This is a genomic window from uncultured Maritalea sp. (genome assembly GCF_937139385.1).
In the GTDB taxonomy this organism is placed as follows: Bacteria; Pseudomonadota; Alphaproteobacteria; order Rhizobiales; family Devosiaceae; genus Maritalea; species Maritalea porphyrae_A.
On the sequence record NZ_CAKZPW010000170.1, the window covers coordinates 1 to 19,107 of the forward strand.

Consider the following 19,107-nt stretch of genomic DNA (forward strand, 5'->3'; position numbering starts at 1 on the left):
GAGACGCGCCCATGTGGATACATGATAAACACATCCACCGCATCAAGCCCGCGAAACGCCTCGATTGCGGCACTGCCCGTATCGCCGCTGGTCGCGCCAACGATCGTGACCCGCTTGCCGCTGCGGCTAAGGCTGGCTTGAAACATCTGGCCGATTAACTGCATGGCGAAATCTTTGAACGCCAAGGTCGGTCCGTGGAACAATTCCAACAGGAAATGGTTGGGCGCAAGCTGAACCAACGGCGCGCGCGCGACATGGCCAAACCCGGCATAAGCCTTGGCAATAATCTCGCGAAACTCGTCGTCGCTAAAGGTATCGCCGACAAACGGGCGCATGACCCGAAACGCCGTTTCTTCGTAGCTAAGCCCCGCCAAACCCGCGATCTCGGCCTTGCTCATGGTCGGGATCGTCTCTGGCACATACAAACCGCCATCGCGCGCAAGCCCGGCAAGAACTGCGTCACAAAATCCCAAGCGCGGCGCAAGGCCACGGGTGCTGATATATTGCATTATTCAATCCATGAAATTATTCGCGCGCACCCTAGTCCGCGCTTTGCTCAGTTGCAAGGCTTTGGTTTCTTTTGCGCCGCAACAGCCAAAAAATAAGCAGAACGGGCGTCATGGCAGCTAGGGCAAACCACGTCAGCGCATACTCCAAGTGTTTGTTGGAGAACTCAATTTCACCTGTTTGCGCAGGCTGGGGTAGTTTCACTTCTTCAGCGGGTTGCCAATTTATATAGAACGGCGCCACCGTGCCCAGATCACCAAACAGCACAGTTGAAAGGCGCGCAGGATTGATAACCCAGTCAACATTTTTCGCCAAATCAGGTTCAAGGGTTGCGGCCCCTACCCGTTCGGGTTTGCGCAAGACACCTGTTATTGTCATCTGCCCAATAGGTGCTGCGGCATAACCGGCGTTGAACGCCAGCTCTTGAGGCACAAACCCACGGTTCACGTAAACAACACCCCCGTCGGTTAATTGAAAGGGGGTCACGATCCAATAGCCCGGCCCACTTTGACGATTGCGTTTCTGAGGCAAGGAGATGAAAATGCGTGCTTCGCCATGCTCCAAGAAGCTACCCTTAAGCGTTACCGGTTGAAAATCTATGCTTTCAGGGTCGAGGGTGGCCCAAAGATCTGCACTGGGGACATTTGTGGGGAGGTCGTTGGCTCGCTCAGTCGCAGAGGCAATCAATTGCTCTTTCCACCCGAGACGCTCCATTTGCCAGAATCCAAGAGTTACGAACAAAAGCGCAGCGGCCAGCATGCCCGCAACAAATATCACTGTGCCAATGGTTGAATTGCGATTGGAGTTTGATGACATGGGTTCGTTTCCAATTGGACAAACAAAAAAGGCGCGGGAGTATTTCCCGCGCCTTGAATTCTAAGTGCTCGGCTTAGCCGTGGCCAACTGCCACGCCCCATGAGCCCCATACATAGATGGCAGCAAACAGGAACAACCAGATCACGTCAACAAAGTGCCAATACCATGCGGCAAACTCAAACCCGAGGTGTTGTTTGGGTGTGAAGTGGCCATTCAATGCACGGAACAAGCAAACCAACAAGAAGATGGTACCAACAAGAACGTGGAAACCATGGAAGCCTGTGGCCATGAAGAATGTTGCGCCATAGATGTTTCCAGAGAAGCTAAAGCCGGCTGATGCGTACTCTACGCCTTGAACAAAGGTAAAGATTGCCCCAAGAATGACGGTAAGCACGAGCCCCCATTTAAGGCCCTCACGGTCGTTTTCCAACAAAGCATGGTGCGCCCAAGTGACGGTCATACCAGAGGTCACAAGCAACAATGTGTTGAAGATTGGTAGGTGCCAAGGGTCGAACAATTCAACGCCTGTTGGGGGCCAATGACCACCGGTTGCGGCTACGCGGCCATATTGTTGAATTTCATCATAGTAGAAGAAGGCATCGAAATAGGCCCAGAACCATGCCACGAAGAACATGACCTCTGAGGCGATGAACAAGATCATGCCATAGCGGTGGTGCAATTGAACAACCGGAGTGTGGTCACCCGCGTGAGCTTCTTTGATCACGTCGGCCCACCAGCCAAACATGGTGTAGAGAACGCCTGTTAGGCCGATCAGAAACACCCAAGGAACATCAGCGCGCATCCAATAGATGCCACCAATTGCCATGATGAATGCAGCAACCGAGCCTACAAATGGCCACGGGCTTGGATCAACCAAGTGATAGTCATGATTTTTAGCGTGTGCCGCCATTAAGCTTCTCCCAATCCTTACGAAGCATAGAATGCGTAAAAGAGCGTGACTTCCCTCACGGTATCAAGCTCTTTGTCTAAATCCAACTCCGGGTCTAAATAATAGACAACCGGCATTTCCTTAACTTCACCTGGCGCCAATGTTTGCTCGGTGAAGCAAAAACACTCAATCTTGTTAAAATACGACCCTGCAACCGCTGGGGCCACATTGAAGCCTGCCGTTGTGCTGAGCGGCTGGTCGCTCAAGTTGGTCGCTGTGTAAACAACAGTGACCTTTGAGCCAATTTTGTCGACTGACATCTTGGCCGGTTTGACCTCAAGTGCAAGACCTGCATCAACGCTTGCGGTAAAACGCACGCCCATTTCTCGATCAATTATGCCCACTGCTGCGCTTTGATCAGCGCGCTGTGTGGTACCGCCGTACCCTGTGACCTGACAGAAAATCTGGTAAATCGGCACTGCCGCATAAGCCAAGCCCACCATGCCCGCAACAACGCACAACAAAATGATCGCAAGTTTTTTGTTGCGGGCATCTGGTGCTTGTGTGGTTAGGTTTACGTTGGCCATGATTTATCCCTTACAGCGGCCGCTGGAAGATGGCAGGGCCAATCTTCACGATAGTTACCGCATAGAACAAAATCGCAAGCGCGCCTAGGACGAGTGCCAAGGCAATAGAACGCTTACGGCGACGCTTTTTCAGCTCTTCGGTTTGCTCAGGTGTCAGTTCAGACATTAGATCATGCTCCCAAGCACTTTGGTTGCGCCCATATCGGCTGCCAACACAAGGAAAATTGCAAAAAGATAAACAAGCGAAAAGGCGAACAGCTTACGGGCTGCCTTTTTCATTTCAACAAGGTCATTCTCACGCCAAAGCTTTGTTGCGTAGAACACAAAGCCTGCGCTCAATAGTGCAGCGGCTGCGCCATAAGCATAGCTTGCAAAGCCGAGCAAAGTCGGCGCAAGCGCAATAGCTGTAAGCAACAAAGAATAGATGAAAATTTGGTTTTGAGTGGCCCGTTCACCTTTGACGTTCGGCAACATCGGGATACCCGCTTCTTGGTAGTCGCCTTTTTTATAAAGCGCCAAGGCCCAGAAGTGTGGGGGTGTCCACAAAAAGATGATGAGAAACAAGATGACACTCTCAATGGTGACGGTGCCAGTGACCGCCGCCCAGCCAATCATTGGGGGGAATGAACCAGCAGCCCCGCCAATAACGATATTCTGTGGTGTCCAACGCTTCAGCCACATGGTGTAGATGACAGCGTAAAAGAAAATGGTGAAGGCCAACAAACCGCCAGCAACCCAATTGACCAAAAGGCCCAGCGTTAGAACTGAAAAGGCAGAAAGAACCAACCCAAAGGCCAAAGCTTCTTGCTTGGTGACTTTGCCGGCTGGAATTGGACGATTGACGGTGCGGCTCATCACCGCATCGATGTCGGCATCATACCACATGTTTAGCGCGCCTGAGGCCCCTGCCCCGATTGCAATGCACAAGATGGCCGTGAAGCCGATCAAGGGATGAACCGCGCCTGGTGCTACCAACAACCCTACAATCGCCGTGAAAATCACAAGCGACATCACGCGCGGTTTTAAAAGCGCGAAATAGTCTTCCACATCAGCAGAAGAATAAAGAGGTCGTTCATTTTGGTCGCTGACAAATGCCATTATCGGATCATGCCTTGATCGGTTTTTGAAATCCCGTCGCGCCAATTGCGCGACGGGATGTTTTTCATTTCACTACTTGATTTTAGGTAGTGTTTCGAACTGGTGGAATGGTGGTGGTGAAGGCAATGTCCACTCAAGAGTGGTTGCACCTTCGCCCCACGGATTATCCGCAGCTGGGCGCTTTTTCATGACGGCCTCAACGATTGTGTACAAGAACACAAGCACAGCAACCAAGGTCACCAAATAGCCCCAAGACGACACTTGGTTCCACCAAGCAAACGCTTCAGGATAATCGATGTAGCGACGTGGCATGCCGTTCAACCCAAGGAAGTGTTGTGGGAAGAAGATCAAGTTCACGCCTACAAACATGATCCAGAAGTGAATGGTCGCCAATGTTTCTGAGTACATATGGCCGAACATTTTTGGATACCAATAGTACCAAGCCGCAAAGATTGAGAACACCGCACCAAGTGAAAGCACATAGTGGAAGTGAGCAACCACATAGTATGTGTCGTGCAATGAACGGTCAGCGCCCGCATTGGCCAAAACAACACCGGTTACACCACCAACGGTGAACAAGAAGATGAAGCCAATGGCCCACTGCATTGGTGGGCGGAATGACAAGGAGCCACCCCACATTGTTGCAATCCAAGAGAAGATTTTCACGCCTGTTGGCACCGCAATAACCATTGTGGCGAACACAAAGTAGCGCTGCGTATCAAGCGAAATGCCTGTCGTATACATGTGGTGCGCCCACACGATAAAGCCAACGAAACCAATCGCCACCATCGCGTAAACCATTGCCAAATATCCAAAGACTGGCTTTTTGGAGAATGTTGCAACGATGTGCGACACGATACCAAAACCCGGCAAAATCATAATGTACACTTCAGGGTGACCAAAGAACCAGAACAAGTGCTGGAACAGGATTGGATCACCACCACCGTCAGGTGAGAAGAATGATGTACCGAAATTACGATCTGTCAAAAGCATGGTGATCGCACCAGCCAAAACAGGCAATGACAACAACAACAAGAACGCGGTTACAAGAATTGCCCATGGGAACAATGGCATCTTGTGCAAAGTCATGCCCGGCGCACGCATGTTGAAAATTGTGGTGATGAAGTTAATCGCACCAAGGATTGATGAAGCACCAGCGATGTGAAGCGAAAGGATCGCAAAATCCATCGCAGGTCCAGGCTGGCCAGATGTTGAAAGCGGTGGGTAAACGGTCCAACCGCCACCTGTGCCCATGCCACCGGGAGGGCCCTCAAAGAACATTGACATCAACAGCAAGATGAATGCTGGAGGCAGCAACCAGAATGAAATGTTATTCATGCGCGGGAACGCCATATCTGGCGCACCAATCATCAACGGCACGAACCAGTTAGAGTAACCACCAATGAGGGCAGGCATCACAACAAAGAACACCATGATCAGGCCGTGGGCTGTGGTGAACACGTTGAACATATGCTTGCCAGCGTCTAGCGCAGCAGCACTTTGCCATTCGTGGCCATAAACCATAGAGGCAAGACCAGGAAAGACCTGAATGCCTGGTTCAGCCAATTCCCAGCGCATAAAGCCTGAGAGAGCACCACCGATAATCCCAGCCATAATGGCAAAGATAAGATACATCGTGCCGATGTCTTTGTGGTTTGTTGAATATACATAGCGCTTCCACCCCGTAGGGTTTGCGTGCGCATCATGGTCAGCAGTTGCGGTTGCCATTTGCTTTCCTTGCCTTTTTCCCATTCAACTCTTCGTCTCTTTTAAAAAGACGAAGAGCCCCTAATTCCAAAAATAGATGCTTTAGTTCAAGCTTGCCAATGTCATATTGGCTGCTTCAACGTCATCTTCAGCTTTGAGCTTTTCAGACCAAGCTTTGTACTCTTCTTTTGACACAACGCGAACCGCAATTGGCATGAACGCATGGTCTTTGCCGCAAAGCTCAGAACATTGTCCGTAATACATGCCTTCTTTGCGCACGTTAAACCAAGTCTCGTTGATCCGTCCTGGAACAGCGTCGGTTTTAACACCAAAGGCTGGAACCGCGAACGCGTGAATAACGTCAGACGCTGTTACCAACATGCGAACTGTTGTGTTCACTGGAACGACCAACTCGTTATCAACAGCCAACAAGCGAGGTTGACCAGGCTTTTGTGCAGCGATCTCGTCTTCCGAAAGCATATATGAATCATATGTTGCTTCATCTAGATCGTTGTATGTGTATGTCCAGGACCATTGAACGCCCGTCGCGGTGATGGTCACCTCAGCGGCTGGAACTTTGTCGCCATTTTCACGCGAGAAGATTGAACTGCCCAAATATGTCCGCTCTCCATCAGGTGTTGTCATTTGATCTGACAAAACGCCAAATGATGGAATGGCGATCACGATCAAAATGAAAATCGGAATGATCGTCCAAGCAATTTCAATTGCTGTGTTGTGCGTAAAACGCGCTGGCTTTGGATTTGCTTTTGAATTGTAGCGCACCATGACCCAGATCAATAACGCGGTGACGAAAATCACTATAAAAGTGATGATCGGCATAAGCAGAGCGTTATGGAACGCTTCGGTGGCATCCATTATGGTTGTTACGGATGGCTGAAAGCCAATCGCCCCGTCTGTTGGTTGCCCGGTAACTGGATCACCAGTTTCTTGGGCAAAAGCGGTTGCGGGCACTGCCCAAGCGATGATTACAGATATGACTTTAGCCAGACGTGCAAGAAGTTTGCTCACGTCAGTCTCCCTTTGCGACATGTTTAACGCCTAATTGCTGGGCATACGCATAAGTGGAGTAACCTCCGCTTGTCAATTCGCCCATCCCCAAATTTGGCAGAATCTCATTGCTGACGTAAATCATATCAGAACAATTTAGGCAATTCCAATTGATCGGCGAACAGTGCGGCAAATGCCCGCAAGAGTGCAATTTTGCACAGTTTTTGGGGTTTTAGCGAAAAAAATCCAGTTGAGCCATGAAGATGCCGCAATCCAAACGTCAAAAATTAAACGTGCGAAACCCACTGGCCAAATTGACTATTGGGTTGCTAACGCGCAAGAACATTACAACTTCTTATTGGTCTTTTGGGGAATCATTTTGCGCGCTCTTACCTTCGCCCTTGTTAGTTTGATTGGCTTGTTTTCCTTGATTGGTGGCACCGTATTTGCCCAAGGCATGTTGAAATCACGACACGGAGACTGGGAACTTACGTGTGAAACCCCTCCCGGAGCCAGCTTTGAGCAATGTGCGTTGGTTCAAATTGTTTCCGACGATTCGCAATCTGGGTTGAAACTCAACGTCTATGTGATCAAAACAGCAGATGCGAAATATACGCTGTTGCGGGTTTGGGCACCATTGGGGGTTTTGTTGACCAAGGATTTGGGCGTCAAACTTGACAATCAAGATATGGTTTGGATGCCTTGGGTCAGATGTCTGCCGAGCGGATGCGTTGCGGAAGTTGCCCTTGATGATGCAAGCTTGACCCAACTGCGCGCCAACCAGAGCGCTCTGTTTGTCATCTTCAAGACGCCCGAAGAAGGCATTGGCATTCCAGTGTCGTTGAATGGGTTGAGTGAAGGCTACGATCAACTCCCATAGTCCTGCAGCGGCAGTTCGTCGAATTCAAATTCACCAGTTGTTGACTTGATCTTTTGGCGACAAAAGACCATTTACTATGCCTGATCAGACAAAGCGGGGCTAGAATGTGCCGCTATCGAACGAAAGCCTCACTATGTCCAAGCCGAGCACAGGCGGCATGAAAGCCGTTTTTACCGAAGGGTCCACCATGCGCCATGTTGTTGTTATGACAACAACATCTGCAATTGGTTTGATGTCGATCTTCTTTGTTGATGCGATCACGCTGTTTTATATTTCTCAACTTAATGACGCGGCGCAAACCGCAGCCGTTGGCCGGGCAAGTTATGTGCTTGGATTTGTTATTGGCCTATCCGTTGGCTTTATGATTGGTGCTTCTGCAATGGTTGCACGCTCAATCGGCGCTGGCGACGATGAAGCAGCCCGGTCTTATGCAGGTACGTCTTTATTGTCTGCATTTGCATTTGGAATCATTGTCGCAATCGTTGGTTTTCTGCTCACCGATTGGTTGATGGCGCTACTCAAGGCTGAAGGGCAAGCCCTCGAATACGCACGGACTTATTTGTATATCGTTTTGCCATCCATGCCATTTTTGGGCGTTGGCATGGTCACAATGGGTTTGCTGCGTTCCAAAGGCGATGCGAAACGGTCTATGTATTTGCCCCTTATAGGTGGTGCCCTCACCGCTGCACTTGATCCGATTTTCATTTTTGTATTCGGTTGGGACGTGATCGGCGCCGCCGTTGTGTCCGCAATAATGCGCGTGACCTTTGCGGCTTTGGGTCTGTATTTTGTTATTGGCATTCACAATATGGTTGCAATGCCCACATTGGAACGGTTTGGCAAAGACCTTCGCAACATCCTCAAAATCGCGTTGCCCACCGTGGCGACAAATTTGGCGGCCCCCGTTGGTGCGTTTCTCATCGCCCAAGGTGTTGCGGATTTTGGCGATGCCGCAATTGCGGGTCAATCGGTTGTGGACCGTTTGGTGCCTTTGGCTTTTGGGGTTATCTTTGCCCTTTCAGGTGCGGTCGGCCCTATCATTGGGCAAAACTTTGGCGCATCTAAAATGGGTCGCGTGCGCCAAGCGCTTACAGATGGGGTGATCTTTAATCTGGTTTATGTCTTGATCGCATGGTCGGCATTGTTCTTGGCACAAGATTATGTGGTCAAAACCTACAATGCCTCTGGCGATATGGAATTGGTGATCCGCTTGTTCTGTACAATTATGGCCGGCTCATTCCTGTTCAACGGCTTTTTGTTTGTATCAAATGCAGCATTCAACAATTTGGGCAAACCGCTCTATGCAACAATGTTCAATTGGGCGCGCCAAACACTTGGCGTGGTTCCATTTGTTTATTTCGGCGCACAATGGGCTGGTTTGCCGGGCATCTATTGGGGCATCGCCGCTGGCGCTGTTGTCTTTGGGGTGTTGCCGGTGATCTCGGCTTTTGCCCTGATCAAAAAACTGACCATAGAAAAAGAAGAAGCTTTGGACGCGACACCGGTCGCCACCTAAAAAAAAGCCGAACGCACATGTTTTTGACATGTGGGTTCGGCTATAAGTTTTGGGGGTTAGAAAACGGATGGCTAGCGTTGGCTTGCGCGCTTACGAGCAAGTGACAAACGCCAAATGGCTTGATCGTGACCCACTTCAATCATTTCATGCAGATCAGCTTTATTGAGACCCACATCAGCCAGCTGATGCGCGTCCAAAGCGCTCAATTGACTAAATGTCTTGTGCTGACGATACGAAAGCGCAATGCGCTCTGCGAATAGCGACAGGTTTGTTGCCAGGGTCATCAGCTGTGTCGTGCCGAAGCTGAAGCCTGAACGACGGCTTGTTGAGACAAACGCCATATCAAATCTCCATAGATGTTTTGGGGCGCCTTAAAAACAGGCAAAGATCATTTACACTCATCAACATATTGACAAACTCATCATTCGTCTAACAAATAGAAATCATAAGTACGATCAATTTTGGTGATAACGATGGCAACGCCTTTAGACTTAGATCAATTGCAGACATTTGCAGTAATTGCAGATTGCGGCAGTTTCACTGAAGCGGCAAAGCGGGTGTTCAAGACACAGAGCGCCGTCTCTATGCAAATTAAGCGGCTCGAGGGACGATTGGGCACCAGCCTTTTGATCCGTGAAGGCCGACGCGTAACGGTGACCCATGCAGGGGAAACCCTTTACCACCGCGCGCGACGGATGTTGCAAATCAACGCCGACATTGTGGACCTTTTTTCAAAAGAAGACCTATCGGGGACCATTCACATCGGTATCCCCGATGATTATGCGGTGCGGGTACTGCCATTGTTGCTGTGCTCGTTCCAACAATCTCATCCCAAAATTCAGATCGATGTGAAATGCCAACCATCAGAGGAATTGTTGGTGGGCGTGCGCTCGGGTAAATATGACATGATCATATTTACACAAGGCACCAGCCAAAAATTTGGTGAATTGCTGCGTTCTGAACCGATGCATTGGATGGTGGGGAACGGGTCTGAAGCCCACAAACAGACCCCCTTGCCTATTGCCGCAGGCAGTAAAGATTGCTGTTGGCGTTTGTCTGCAGAAGATGCGCTAAATGATGCGGGCATAGATTACAGGGTCGCCTACACATCTTCAAACGCCACTGCGATCACCAGCGCGGTTAATGCAGGGCTTGCTGTGGGTGTATTGTGTGAGAGCTCAATTACAAAGGACATGCGCGTGCTTGGTGCCGCGGACGGCATGCCACCCCTGCCTGATGCGGATATCGCCATGTTGCGGGCCAGCAATGCCTATGGCGGCATTTACAACGCGCTGGCCGAACACATCAAAGAAAGCTTAGAAACGGTTATTGAAAACGCGGCCTAGAACAGGCTCTCGGTGAAAACTTTGTCGATGTCGCCGCCCCAGGTGGAGCGGTAGGCATCTAGCATGACTTCGGCAGGGCTTTTTTCCAGTTTCAGCGCACGTTCCACCGGGTGCAAGAAGACACTTTCGTCAAATCCTTCCCAGTTGGTTTTTGCCCGTGCAGCAAGACCATTGCGCGAAATCTCAAGCATGTCGCGCGCGATTTCACCTACTTTTCGGCCGGCAATTTCGGCTTGGAATGCCGTTTTTGCAACATCAACGCGCAGCTGGTCACGCTGTTCTGCGGTCCAGTCTTTTACCAAGTCCCATGCAGCATCTAACGAAGACTGATCGTAAAGCACACCAACCCAAAGTGCGGGCATAGCGCAAATACCTTCCCATGGGCCTGAATCAGCGCCCCGCATTTCCAAGAAGCTCTTCAATCGGACTTCTGGGAAAATGGTTGAAAGGTGATCTTCCCAATCCGCCTTTGTTGGCAATTCGCCCGGACGCTGTGGCAGTTTTCCTTCAAGGAAGGCACGGAAGCTTTCACCGGCGCAATTGACGTATTCGCCATCACGGATAACAAAATACATAGGCACATCAAGCGCATAATCGACATAGCGCTCAAAACCCATGCCGTCTTCAAAGGCAAAAGGCAGCATGCCAGTGCGGTCACGATCTGTGTTTTGCCAGATATGGCTGCGGTAGGACAAAAAGCCCGACGGCTTGCCGTCAATAAACGGCGAATTGGCAAAAATCGCGGTTGTGATCGGTTGCAGCGCCAAACTGGTACGAAGCTTCTTCACCATGTCTTGCTCGGAGGCAAAGTCCAAATTGACTTGCACCGTGCAAGACCGAAACATCATTGAAGTGCCCAGAGTGCCCACTTTTTCCATGTAGGGCTTCATAATGCCATAGCGCGATTTGGGCATGGTGGGCATTTCGTCGAGCGACCAAGTGGGCGCAACGCCAAGCCCTAAAAACTCAAGACCCATATCGTCAGTTATGGAGCGCAACATTTTAAGGTGGTTGCCGGTTTCCTGGCACGTCTCATGGATCGTTTCCAGCGGTGCGCCAGAAAGCTCAAGCTGACCGCCCGGTTCAAGCGAAATTGATCCGCCGCCAATAGGATCTTTCAGGCCAATAATATTTCCCTTGTCCAGCAGGGGCGTCCATTTTGTTTGTTCTTGAACGGTCTCAAGAATCGCTTTGATGCCGCGATCACCTTCATATGGTACGGGCAAATGCCTTTTGCGCCCGAACACAAACTTTTCGTGCTCTGTGCCAATGCGCCAATCAGCTTTTGGCTTGGAGCCTTTTGACAAGGCTTCAATCAAATCTGCTTTGGATTCGATCAGTGGGCTGGCGACAGGTGAAGCTGACATGAAAAAGTCCGTACGTTAGTTCGAGCGTCAACCCGAATTTGACCAAAAGTGTCCCCGACCATAGCGGGCAAATTTATAGTTTCAATCCTTTTATCGTAAATCACCGATATTTGATTGGATGATCGCAAGAGCGGCAACGGCTGCGGTGTCGGCGCGCAAAATACGTGGCCCAAGACTAATGGGCACGCAAAACTCTTGATCCAACAATAGTTTGCGCTCATCCGCAGAAAAGCCACCTTCGGGTCCTACCAGCAAAGCAATGGGCTGATCTTTGATTTCCATCAAACTGGGTGCAGCCCCATCAACTGGCGCACCTTCGTCAGCGAACACCAATTTGCGGCCCGCATGTTCTGTTGGCCATTGCTCGATCAGTTTCACCAACGAGACTTGGTCGTGAACTTTTGGCACGCTGAGGATTTCGCACTGCTCGGCGGCTTCAATGACGTTTGCGCGTATTTTATCAATTTTCAACGATCCGACCAGCTGTGTGTGCTGGGTGATCACCGGTTGCAGGTGTCCAACGCCCATTTCAGTTGCTTTTTGCACCATATAATCGAGGCGACCAGATTTTAGCGGTGCGAACATATACCAAAGGTCGGATGTCGGCGTTTGCTTTGCGTGCGCTTGGATCACCGCAATGGTTGACCCTTTGCGATGCGCCTCAGCGATTTCAGCTAGAAATGCACCATCCCGGCCGTTGAAGAGTATGATTTGGTCACCCTCTTTTTTGCGCATAACGTTGAGCAAATAGTTGTTTTGGGCCATGTCGAGTTTAAAGGATTTCCCAACTCGCAGGTCCGCATCAATAAAAAGACGATTTAAGTTCTTGTGATGACGAGGCATAGGGTTCACGCTTGCTTAACAAAAGACCAACGCCTATTAGCGTTCCTAATTGCTGATATAGAAAATGTGATTATGAGTGAACAAAAATCTGACCGCGTTGCTGACGCTGACGTAAAAAACTGGGTGGACCTATTTGCTCCAGCCCCAATGCGCCCCTATTTGCGCATGGCGCGATTGGATCGTCCGATTGGCTATTGGTTGCTGTTTTGGCCTTGTGCGTTTTCTCTTGGCCTTGCCGCCGTTGCTCGTCCGCAAACCGGGTTTTCGTTCTACTATTTAGCGCTATTCTTTGTCGGCGCGGTGGCCATGCGTGGCGCAGGATGTACCTTAAATGACATTATTGACCGCAATATTGACGATAAAGTTGAACGCACCCGCTCCCGCCCTATCCCATCTGGGCAAGTGAGCGTTAAGCAAGCGGTGGTTTTTCTGGTCATTCAATGTTTGATCGGTCTGCTCGTTCTGCTGCAATTCAATGATTTCACCAAACTTTTGGGCATTTCATCGCTGATCCTGGTGGTCATCTATCCGTTTATGAAGCGCATCACCTATTGGCCGCAACTGTTCTTGGGCCTTGCGTTTAATTGGGGTGCATTGATGGGATGGGCCGCTATGTTTGGCACCCTGCACTATCCAGCGCTCTGGCTTTATGCGGGATCGATTTTGTGGACCATAGGATATGATACGATCTATGCGCTGCAAGATCGCGAGGACGATGCGATGATTGGGGTAAAATCCACAGCGCGGTTGTTTGGTAATTATGCGCGAGAAATCACCGGAGCCTTCTACGTGGGCGCATTGATATTGTGGTGGTTCGCTGCAGACGGTGCTGGTGTGGGCAGACTATTTCTTTATGCCGCGTGGACTGTGCCATTGCTTTTGGCGTGGCAAATCGCAACGCTAAAACCGGATCAAGGCTTGAACTGCCTCGTCCGGTTTAAAGCAAATCATTGGGTCGGGCTGGCACTGGCACTTAGTTTATTCATCGAATATAGGTTTTGAATTTGGAGATACAAAACCTCAACCCAAAGTGCTGTAGTTAGTTTAGCCAGAGACCAACCCGAGCTTGCGTTTATTTAGAAAGCGAGGACGACGGTTCGCTTGCGGTGCGAACTGACGACGGTTTGTTTGATTGCCCACAAGCACGCCACCAACATGTTGCGTATAGGGCACCAAATCACCGTTTCCGGCGCGGATGAACAAAGGCAAACAGAGCTTTTTGCCCCAGTTTTGCCACTCAGCAACCACGGCGTGGTTACCTTCTTCTTCAAACACGCGATAATTTAAACCACTGTCCGTGTGAATAAGCTCAATCGCACTGGTGAGCACACCTTCATCTGAAATGGTGGTTGCAACGGCAACACCCACATACTCGGTCACCGGGACTTTGATTTTGATGGGGACGCCGCTTTGGGTCAATGTTTTGCGAACCGTTACGGTTTTCACATCATCTTTAGGTGCGTTGTCATTTGCCGGTCGGAGTGCAGGCAGGTTTTGCCCGTTCTTTCCGTTTAGGATCACTTTGGACCCTTTAACTGTTGTGCCTTGCAGCATGTTCTTGTGCCTTCCTGTTAACTCGAGAGCTGTTTTTAATTTTTCGCTTCTCGTTGTTGAGACCCAAACTACCGAAGAGTTTTCTCAATCCGCTTAAAAAATGCGGTTAAATTTTCGTTGTTTCAAAGAGGGTTAGCAGGTTATGACCGGGTATAACGGCTGATTAACCGAAACGGTATGCTTGCGTCTTATAACAAGGTCAAATATCAGTCTCACCGGGCGTTGTGCCCGCTAAGGAGCCATGGATGTCGCAAGAGAGCGCGCTCGAATTTGAAGATGATTTGGAATTGATCCGTTCTGCAGCTGTGAGCGCTGGGATCATCGCGACAGGTTTTTTTCGTCAAGATGTAAAAACTTGGACAAAAGAAAATGCGTCCCCGGTCTCTGAAGCCGACTTGGCGGTTGACCGTTATCTTAAAGCAACCTTGTGTGCTGAACGCCCCGACTATGGGTGGCTGAGCGAAGAAACAGCCGACGATTTGGATCGAATGAATAAAGATCGAATATTTGTCGTTGATCCAATTGATGGCACGCGCGGCTATTTGCAGGGTGATGACAGTTGGACGGTATGCATTACAGTCGTTGAAAAAGGCAAGCCAGTTGCCGGTGTTGTTTATGCCCCCATCCGCGATGAACTTTATGAAGCCATTGCAAATGGCGGTGCCTATTTGAATGGTGAACCCATTCGCCGACGCGCGCGGTTGGGCAACGCTGGCCCCATTATGCCCGCGCCCGGCGCTGTGCATCGCGAGTTGGAAGCGCGGGGCATTTCTTTTGTGCGTGGTCCAGCAATCCGCTCACTGGCGCTTCGGTTGGTGCAGGTTGCAACGGGTGTTTTAGATATTGCTGTGTCGCGGCGTGGGGCGCAAGATTGGGACATTGCTTCTGCCAGCTTGATCCTACAGGAGTGCGGCATAAGCCTTGAAGATGTGTGTTGCGGCCCTCCGACCTTTAATAAGGAAGAAATTCGCCATGGTGCTATTGCGGCAATGCTTGAGGACAGTCTAAAAGACGACATCCATGAGGTGCTGCGAAACATTTATGGATGTCCAATAGACAACTAGCTTTTAAGTGAAGTGGGAACTTTATGAGCGAAGACAAAAAACAGCTTCTACATCTGGTCATCGGTGGCGAGCTTGAAGACCTTGATGATATTACATTCCGTAATCTTGATGAAGTCGATATTGTTGGGATTTATCCAAACTATGAAACGGCTGCTGCCGCTTGGAAACAAAAAGCCCAAATGACCGTCGACAATGCACATATGCGCTATTTTGTTGTGCATATGCACCGTCTGCTTGATCCGGGCAAAAAATAGATCGATGAACACTGAATTGAGCCAACCTGAAAAATCGGGCTTTTTACAAAGCGCTGGGTTCCGACGCTTTTTGGGTTGGCACGTTCTTGGCGGTTATCTGCGGTTCACCTCCGCCTCGTCAAAATTTATCTATGATCCGCCAAATGCGCACGACATTTCTGCTGATTTGATGCCAGCGATTTTTTGTTGCTGGCACGGGCAAGGCATGCTGGGCATGAAATTGGTGCCTGTTGCCAAGCAGCTTTCTATCCTCACATCACGACATCCAGATGGGCAAATTGTTGCTGCTGCGGCTGAAAGCTTTGGTTGCTCCACCGTCAATGGGTCTGGCGCTAGCTTTAAGCAGGATGAGGGAACAGGCGGCATGGCTGCAATGCGCGAAATGTTGCGTGAGATGAAGCGCGGTCAATCGATCGGCGTCACCGCAGATATCCCCCCAATTCCGGGCCGCAATGTGAGCGATGGTATAGCACTGTTGGCGCGTTTTTCTGGTCGCCCGATTATTCCCTATGCAGTTTCCAGTTCGCGGCGCTCTGTTTTGGAAAATGTTTGGGACAAAATGCAAATCAATCATCCATTTTCGCGGATATCGGCCTGCATTGACGAACCAATTTGGGTACCCAAGACGGCAAAAGACCTAGAACCCTATTCAAAAGAGTTGGCGATGAAGCTTGATCGCACCACGGCGCGGGCTTTTGAGTTGGCGGACCAAAAGTCCTAAGCACCAGCCCCAGAGATAATGCGCACAGCAGCGTCTAGCGCGCCGGGTGGTCCAATCCGATCGATACCGATTTTGCCGCGCCGTTCCGCTTCTTTTGCGTCTTTAAGCAATGGCTCGAGTTTGTTGGCGATTTGACTGGCGTCCAATGGCGACGAAACGCGACACTCTCCCATTAGTCTTTCGTTGCGGCGCACACGTTGTGGGCGGGCATCATCATGCACCAATGCAACAACCGGCACACCAAGTCCCGCGCTTTGAAAAACAGCCGTGCCTGCCTGCCCAACAATTGCGCGTGAACGCTTGGCAAGTGTTCCAATGCCTTTGTCGAAAAAATGAATTTCGGTTTGGTCAAATGAGGCTGAGATGGCCAGATGTTGGCCACCAATCAAGTTTTGCTCGATAAGATTGCGCAAACCCGCCTTTTGAATGAGTGTTGCTATATCGACGTTTTGCGCCACCGGTACCAGAACCACCATCGGGTAACGCTGGGATAGCCGATTGATCGCATCCATTTCTATGGCAAAAACCTCTGCGGCTTGTTCGCGACTGCCGGGCAAAAGTGTCACGGCTATTTTTTCGCCAATCAGCGGCGCAATATCAAAGTCCAGTTCAGGCACGGTGTCCATCATCAAATTTCCGGCAAATCCCGCGTCGATATTCATCGCCCGCAACGAGCCAGCCAATATATCATCACGGCACAGCACTTTGCGCGTACAACGTTTTAGGGCTTGCTTCTCCGCCGCTGAATATTGACGTGCATAACCCGAATTATAGACATCGATATGGAGGTCGACCTGCTGACCGCCCGCCACGCTGAGCAGCGGTCCAACAATATCACCAACGGTGACCACTTTGTCCCAACGGCCACGATTGTTACGCAAGAAATTGATGTGTTTCATCGCAGTGAAGGCAAGACCGTTTTGAAAGTCTTTCAGAAGTGATCCCACTTTGCGATGACCTTCACTGGCCAAGCTTCCGCGCGGACCAACAGTTTCGCAAACGCCTTCATATGACTTGCCAGCACCTACCGTTGGCAGCGCTTCAACAAGATCAACATGTTTTGAAAGTTCACGTGCAAACATGGCGGCCATTGCGTCTTCGCCATAACCGTTTGAGATAACCAATACACGCATGTTTGCGACCCGACTACTTGGTGATGGCTTTCATCGAAGCCATGGCGTCGATATAGGGCTCTTGCTTGTCGACGCTCCAATAGGTGAGTTCTTCAAGCGGGATTTTTTGGCCCGTCACCGCACAGGTCACATAGTGACCGGGCTCAACGACGGCAATGTCGGCGTCTAAATAGCGCAGTTTTGCTTCGCGTTGGCCAAAACTGGGTTCAAATATATTCATCTTATCCTCTTAGCTGCGCCCACATATAAGAGAGTGCGAACAAAAAATCAAAACAAGCTTTCTTGTCCGTCGTTTGTTTTTTTCGCTTCAGGCTTTGGCACCTTCTTTGGTTTTGGCGTCGGCGCATCCGCGATCACCGCCCCAAGGTCACCATCATGCATACGCAATGTTACACCTTCACCCTTTTTCAACGCCCCTGCTGAACGCGCCACTTGCCCGCTTGCATCCAAAACCAATGCGTAGCCGCGGCTCAACACACCTTTGTAGCTGAAGGAATTCAGCAGTTTGGATTGTGTGTCCAGCACCGCTTTGCGTTTATCAAGCAAACGTTGAAATGCAGGATCCATCGATTTGCTCAATGGCTCCAACTTTAAACGGGCACGGCTGGTTGGTTGTTTCAGCCCCTGATCCAAGCGCCCACCCAAAGTGGTCAAACGTTCGCGCAGGTTTTGGTTTTTCTGCTCGAGTGCATTGGCGGATACACGCGGCGCTAATGCGCCCAGCTTTGCGCGCTTTTGCTGAATAAACTGGGTGAGTGCATTGCCCAAACGCAACGTCGCCAAGTCTTGTCGCTGGCGGGCGGTTGCTGTGAGGTCTTGCGGCTTTGGCATAGATGCGGTGATCGCGCGCATCCGGTCCTTGAAGTTTGAAAGCGTGCGCAATTGGGCGTTGCGAGTTCGTGAGCCAAGGTCCTCAACATAGGCGACCAATTCTGCTTTTACCGGCACAGCCATTTCAGCAGCCCCAGTTGGGGTTGGTGCTCGTTTGTCGGATGCGTAATCGATCAGGGTGATATCGGTTTCGTGGCCCACCGCTGAAATCAACGGAATTCTGGAGGCGGCAGCCGCACGCACCACCACTTCGTCGTTGAAGCCCCAAAGGTCTTCAATTGACCCGCCTCCACGCGCGACAATCAACAGATCCGGTCGTTTGATCGGGCCACCGGGTTGAATGGCATTGAACCCATCAATGGCGCGGGAAACTTCAGCCCCGCAAGTATCGCCCTGCACACGCACAGGCCACACGATCACATGGGTTGGAAATCGGTCATCCAAACGGTGTAAAATATCGCGGATTACCGCGCCGGTTGGCGATGTGATCACACCAATGGTTTGAGGTAAGTAGGGTAATTCTTGTTTCCGGTCAGCGTCAAACAAACCTTCGGCCATCAGTTGCTTACGGCGCTTTTCCAACAGCGCCATTAGCGCGCCAGCGCCTGCAGGTTCGATATGCTCGATGACAATTTGATATTTGGAAGACCCTGGGAAAGTGGTCAATTTGCCGGTGGCAATAACCTCCATCCCCTCTTCGGGTTTGACCGCTAGTTTTGAAAAAACGCCGCGCCAGATCACGGCGTCCATGCGGGCTTTTTCGTCTTTAAGCGCAAAATAGGCGTGGCCCGACGAATGGGGCCCGCGATAGCCGGTAATTTCGCCGCGTACCCGCACGTGGCCAAATTTGTCCTCAACCGTCTTTTTGATCGATTGAGAGATTTCGGTGACGGTAAATTCGTGGGCGTTTGATTTCAATTCTTCCATAATTGAACTGGTGCCTTGGATAATTGGTTCAGTCAAGGGTGACGCGCTGCCATCAACAT

21 protein-coding genes and 1 pseudogene are annotated in these 19,107 nt (G+C 50.4%); 7 read left to right on the forward strand and 15 right to left on the reverse strand.

Translation table 11 applies throughout. The features are described 5' to 3' along the window. The 8 genes and pseudogenes from Q0231_RS07180 to coxB all read right to left on the reverse strand — a co-directional run. Positions 1 to 509 (reverse strand): annotated as a pseudogene (locus Q0231_RS07180) (threonine synthase); the annotation flags it as partial. Positions 510 to 540: 31 nt separating this feature from the next. Continuing rightward, positions 541 to 1,323: an SURF1 family protein gene (locus tag Q0231_RS07185; RefSeq protein WP_299346744.1), complete on the reverse strand. Its 783-nt coding sequence runs from the start codon at positions 1,321 to 1,323 to the stop codon at positions 541 to 543. Positions 1,324 to 1,396: 73 nt separating this feature from the next. Further along, a complete protein-coding gene (locus tag Q0231_RS07190; protein WP_299346745.1) occupies positions 1,397 to 2,233 on the reverse strand; it encodes a cytochrome c oxidase subunit 3 in 837 nt (278 codons plus the stop codon). Positions 2,234 to 2,250: 17 nt separating this feature from the next. After that, the gene (locus Q0231_RS07195; RefSeq protein WP_299346746.1) at positions 2,251 to 2,799 is read right to left on the reverse strand and encodes a cytochrome c oxidase assembly protein; all 549 of its coding nucleotides are present in this window, start codon (positions 2,797 to 2,799) and stop codon (positions 2,251 to 2,253) included. Between the two features lie 10 nt (positions 2,800 to 2,809). Then, positions 2,810 to 2,965 carry a hypothetical protein gene (locus Q0231_RS07200; RefSeq protein ID WP_269392548.1) on the reverse strand — a complete coding sequence of 52 codons (156 nt, stop codon included), beginning with the start codon at positions 2,963 to 2,965 and terminating at the stop codon, positions 2,810 to 2,812. After that, positions 2,965 to 3,897 (reverse strand): heme o synthase, encoded by a 933-nt coding sequence (locus Q0231_RS07205; RefSeq protein ID WP_269392549.1) that lies wholly within the window; start codon positions 3,895 to 3,897, stop codon positions 2,965 to 2,967. Before Q0231_RS07205 ends, Q0231_RS07200 begins: the two co-directional genes overlap by 1 nt. Before the next feature lie 72 nt (positions 3,898 to 3,969). Next, positions 3,970 to 5,625, reverse strand: coding sequence for a cytochrome c oxidase subunit I (gene ctaD / locus Q0231_RS07210; RefSeq protein ID WP_269392550.1), 1,656 nt, complete (start codon positions 5,623 to 5,625; stop codon positions 3,970 to 3,972). Positions 5,626 to 5,706: 81 nt separating this feature from the next. Then, entirely contained in the window at positions 5,707 to 6,633 is a 927-nt protein-coding gene (gene coxB / locus Q0231_RS07215; protein ID WP_269392551.1) for a cytochrome c oxidase subunit II, read from the reverse strand. 358 nt (positions 6,634 to 6,991) lie between these two features. Between coxB and Q0231_RS07220 the strand changes: the two genes are divergently transcribed. Both Q0231_RS07220 and Q0231_RS07225 read left to right on the forward strand, forming a co-directional pair. After that, complete coding sequence (locus tag Q0231_RS07220; RefSeq protein WP_367274478.1) at positions 6,992 to 7,492, forward strand: invasion associated locus B family protein; 501 nt, start codon at positions 6,992 to 6,994, stop codon at positions 7,490 to 7,492. A gap of 133 nt (positions 7,493 to 7,625) precedes the next feature. After that, entirely contained in the window at positions 7,626 to 9,008 is a 1,383-nt protein-coding gene (locus Q0231_RS07225) for an MATE family efflux transporter (protein WP_299346750.1), read from the forward strand. 71 nt (positions 9,009 to 9,079) lie between these two features. Here the strand turns inward: Q0231_RS07225 and Q0231_RS07230 are convergent, their stop codons facing one another. Continuing rightward, positions 9,080 to 9,349, reverse strand: coding sequence for a DUF1127 domain-containing protein (locus tag Q0231_RS07230; protein WP_269392554.1), 270 nt, complete (start codon positions 9,347 to 9,349; stop codon positions 9,080 to 9,082). A 132-nt stretch (positions 9,350 to 9,481) separates the two neighbouring features. Between Q0231_RS07230 and Q0231_RS07235 the strand changes: the two genes are divergently transcribed. Beyond that, the gene (locus Q0231_RS07235; protein WP_299346753.1) at positions 9,482 to 10,354 is read left to right on the forward strand and encodes a LysR substrate-binding domain-containing protein; all 873 of its coding nucleotides are present in this window, start codon (positions 9,482 to 9,484) and stop codon (positions 10,352 to 10,354) included. Here Q0231_RS07235 and Q0231_RS07240 read toward each other — a convergent pair. Next, positions 10,351 to 11,721 (reverse strand): glutamate--cysteine ligase, encoded by a 1,371-nt coding sequence (locus tag Q0231_RS07240; protein WP_299346754.1) that lies wholly within the window; start codon positions 11,719 to 11,721, stop codon positions 10,351 to 10,353. The genes Q0231_RS07235 and Q0231_RS07240 overlap by 4 nt on opposite strands. A gap of 90 nt (positions 11,722 to 11,811) precedes the next feature. After that, complete coding sequence (locus Q0231_RS07245) at positions 11,812 to 12,564, reverse strand: 16S rRNA (uracil(1498)-N(3))-methyltransferase (RefSeq protein WP_269392557.1); 753 nt, start codon at positions 12,562 to 12,564, stop codon at positions 11,812 to 11,814. Between the two features lie 72 nt (positions 12,565 to 12,636). On the opposite strand from Q0231_RS07245, the gene ubiA reads away from it, so the two are divergent. Then, a complete protein-coding gene (ubiA, locus tag Q0231_RS07250) occupies positions 12,637 to 13,566 on the forward strand; it encodes a 4-hydroxybenzoate octaprenyltransferase (protein ID WP_299346756.1) in 930 nt (309 codons plus the stop codon). 42 nt (positions 13,567 to 13,608) lie between these two features. Here ubiA and Q0231_RS07255 read toward each other — a convergent pair whose 3' ends face one another. Continuing rightward, a complete protein-coding gene (locus tag Q0231_RS07255; RefSeq protein WP_269392559.1) occupies positions 13,609 to 14,118 on the reverse strand; it encodes a DUF6101 family protein in 510 nt (169 codons plus the stop codon). Between the two features lie 245 nt (positions 14,119 to 14,363). On the opposite strand from Q0231_RS07255, the gene Q0231_RS07260 reads away from it, so the two are divergent. Genes Q0231_RS07260 through Q0231_RS07270 form a run of 3 tightly spaced genes read left to right on the forward strand, consistent with a single transcriptional unit; the run spans position 14,364 to position 16,157 of the window. After that, a complete protein-coding gene (locus tag Q0231_RS07260) occupies positions 14,364 to 15,182 on the forward strand; it encodes a 3'(2'),5'-bisphosphate nucleotidase CysQ (protein ID WP_269392560.1) in 819 nt (272 codons plus the stop codon). Between the two features lie 23 nt (positions 15,183 to 15,205). Continuing rightward, a complete protein-coding gene (locus Q0231_RS07265) occupies positions 15,206 to 15,436 on the forward strand; it encodes a DUF4170 domain-containing protein (RefSeq protein ID WP_269392561.1) in 231 nt (76 codons plus the stop codon). A 4-nt stretch (positions 15,437 to 15,440) separates the two neighbouring features. Then, positions 15,441 to 16,157, forward strand: coding sequence for a DUF374 domain-containing protein (locus Q0231_RS07270; protein ID WP_269392562.1), 717 nt, complete (start codon positions 15,441 to 15,443; stop codon positions 16,155 to 16,157). Here Q0231_RS07270 and Q0231_RS07275 read toward each other — a convergent pair. The 3 genes from Q0231_RS07275 to xseA are packed head-to-tail and all read right to left on the reverse strand — an operon-like array spanning position 16,154 to position 19,084. Next, entirely contained in the window at positions 16,154 to 17,290 is a 1,137-nt protein-coding gene (locus Q0231_RS07275) for a hypothetical protein (protein ID WP_299346760.1), read from the reverse strand. The two genes, Q0231_RS07270 and Q0231_RS07275, sit on opposite strands and share 4 nt — an antisense overlap. A gap of 13 nt (positions 17,291 to 17,303) precedes the next feature. Further along, positions 17,304 to 17,510: a DUF2093 domain-containing protein gene (locus Q0231_RS07280; RefSeq protein ID WP_269392564.1), complete on the reverse strand. Its 207-nt coding sequence runs from the start codon at positions 17,508 to 17,510 to the stop codon at positions 17,304 to 17,306. A gap of 47 nt (positions 17,511 to 17,557) precedes the next feature. Then, a complete protein-coding gene (gene xseA / locus Q0231_RS07285; protein ID WP_299346762.1) occupies positions 17,558 to 19,084 on the reverse strand; it encodes an exodeoxyribonuclease VII large subunit in 1,527 nt (508 codons plus the stop codon). Positions 19,085 to 19,107: the final 23 nt, after the last annotated feature.

What these genes read in the sequence shown, in the direction of transcription:
- Q0231_RS07185 (WP_299346744.1), bottom strand. Translation starts at nt 1,323, where the DNA reads ATGTCATCAAACTCCAATCGCAATTCAACCATTGGCACAGTGATATTT.
- Q0231_RS07190 (WP_299346745.1), bottom strand. Translation starts at nt 2,233, where the DNA reads ATGGCGGCACACGCTAAAAATCATGACTATCACTTGGTTGATCCAAGC.
- Q0231_RS07195 (WP_299346746.1), bottom strand. Translation starts at nt 2,799, where the DNA reads ATGGCCAACGTAAACCTAACCACACAAGCACCAGATGCCCGCAACAAA.
- Q0231_RS07200 (WP_269392548.1), bottom strand. Translation starts at nt 2,965, where the DNA reads ATGTCTGAACTGACACCTGAGCAAACCGAAGAGCTGAAAAAGCGTCGC.
- Q0231_RS07205 (WP_269392549.1), bottom strand. Translation starts at nt 3,897, where the DNA reads ATGGCATTTGTCAGCGACCAAAATGAACGACCTCTTTATTCTTCTGCT.
- ctaD (WP_269392550.1), bottom strand. Translation starts at nt 5,625, where the DNA reads ATGGCAACCGCAACTGCTGACCATGATGCGCACGCAAACCCTACGGGG.
- Q0231_RS07225 (WP_299346750.1), top strand. Translation starts at nt 7,626, where the DNA reads ATGTCCAAGCCGAGCACAGGCGGCATGAAAGCCGTTTTTACCGAAGGG.
- Q0231_RS07230 (WP_269392554.1), bottom strand. Translation starts at nt 9,349, where the DNA reads ATGGCGTTTGTCTCAACAAGCCGTCGTTCAGGCTTCAGCTTCGGCACG.
- Q0231_RS07235 (WP_299346753.1), top strand. Translation starts at nt 9,482, where the DNA reads ATGGCAACGCCTTTAGACTTAGATCAATTGCAGACATTTGCAGTAATT.
- Q0231_RS07240 (WP_299346754.1), bottom strand. Translation starts at nt 11,721, where the DNA reads ATGTCAGCTTCACCTGTCGCCAGCCCACTGATCGAATCCAAAGCAGAT.
- Q0231_RS07245 (WP_269392557.1), bottom strand. Translation starts at nt 12,564, where the DNA reads ATGCCTCGTCATCACAAGAACTTAAATCGTCTTTTTATTGATGCGGAC.
- ubiA (WP_299346756.1), top strand. Translation starts at nt 12,637, where the DNA reads ATGAGTGAACAAAAATCTGACCGCGTTGCTGACGCTGACGTAAAAAAC.
- Q0231_RS07255 (WP_269392559.1), bottom strand. Translation starts at nt 14,118, where the DNA reads ATGCTGCAAGGCACAACAGTTAAAGGGTCCAAAGTGATCCTAAACGGA.
- Q0231_RS07260 (WP_269392560.1), top strand. Translation starts at nt 14,364, where the DNA reads ATGTCGCAAGAGAGCGCGCTCGAATTTGAAGATGATTTGGAATTGATC.
- Q0231_RS07265 (WP_269392561.1), top strand. Translation starts at nt 15,206, where the DNA reads ATGAGCGAAGACAAAAAACAGCTTCTACATCTGGTCATCGGTGGCGAG.
- Q0231_RS07270 (WP_269392562.1), top strand. Translation starts at nt 15,441, where the DNA reads ATGAACACTGAATTGAGCCAACCTGAAAAATCGGGCTTTTTACAAAGC.
- Q0231_RS07275 (WP_299346760.1), bottom strand. Translation starts at nt 17,290, where the DNA reads ATGCGTGTATTGGTTATCTCAAACGGTTATGGCGAAGACGCAATGGCC.
- Q0231_RS07280 (WP_269392564.1), bottom strand. Translation starts at nt 17,510, where the DNA reads ATGAATATATTTGAACCCAGTTTTGGCCAACGCGAAGCAAAACTGCGC.